The organism is Candidatus Merdisoma sp. HCP28S3_D10 (genome assembly GCF_052065835.1).
GTDB lineage: Bacteria > Bacillota > Clostridia > Lachnospirales > Lachnospiraceae > Laedolimicola.
In genome coordinates, this window is sequence record NZ_JBQHTG010000014.1 from 1 (window position 1) to 466 (window position 466).

A 466-nucleotide genomic window follows, 5' to 3' on the forward strand; every position below is an offset into this window, starting at 1 on the left:
ACAAAAGAATACGAAAAGCCTAAGAGATTTCTGGTGGCGATGCGCTTAGGGGACACACCCGTTCCCATCCCGAACACGATGGTTAAGACCTAAGCGGCCGATGGTACTATGCTGGAGACGATATGGGAGAGCAGGTGGCTGCCAGATTACCTAAAAAAACAACTCGAAAGAGTGTTATATATAGATACGGACATATCTTAGTGGGTGGAGAACAAAACGAAGCCTGCGAGCAAGGATGTGTTAACCCGTACCAGCAGGGAAGTGCTGTTATATATAACTGGTTTTAACCAGTGATTAGAGGATTCAAGCTATTGAGTTTTCTAATGACTGATTAGAACATCAATCAGTTGATTGCACCTTGAAAACTATATACTGAAATATCTACAAGTTAAATTCAATCCTTAGAATGAATTTAACACAAGACATCCGAGGTGATTATCCTAAAAGGTAATACCTTACAGGTATA

General features: G+C 40.6%; 1 rRNA gene. It reads left to right on the forward strand.

Annotated features, from left to right (window positions below):
- The first annotated feature begins 29 nt into the window (after positions 1 to 29).
- Positions 30 to 147 (forward strand): 5S ribosomal RNA (gene rrf / locus ACTNCH_RS12820).
- Positions 148 to 466 lie beyond the last annotated feature (319 nt).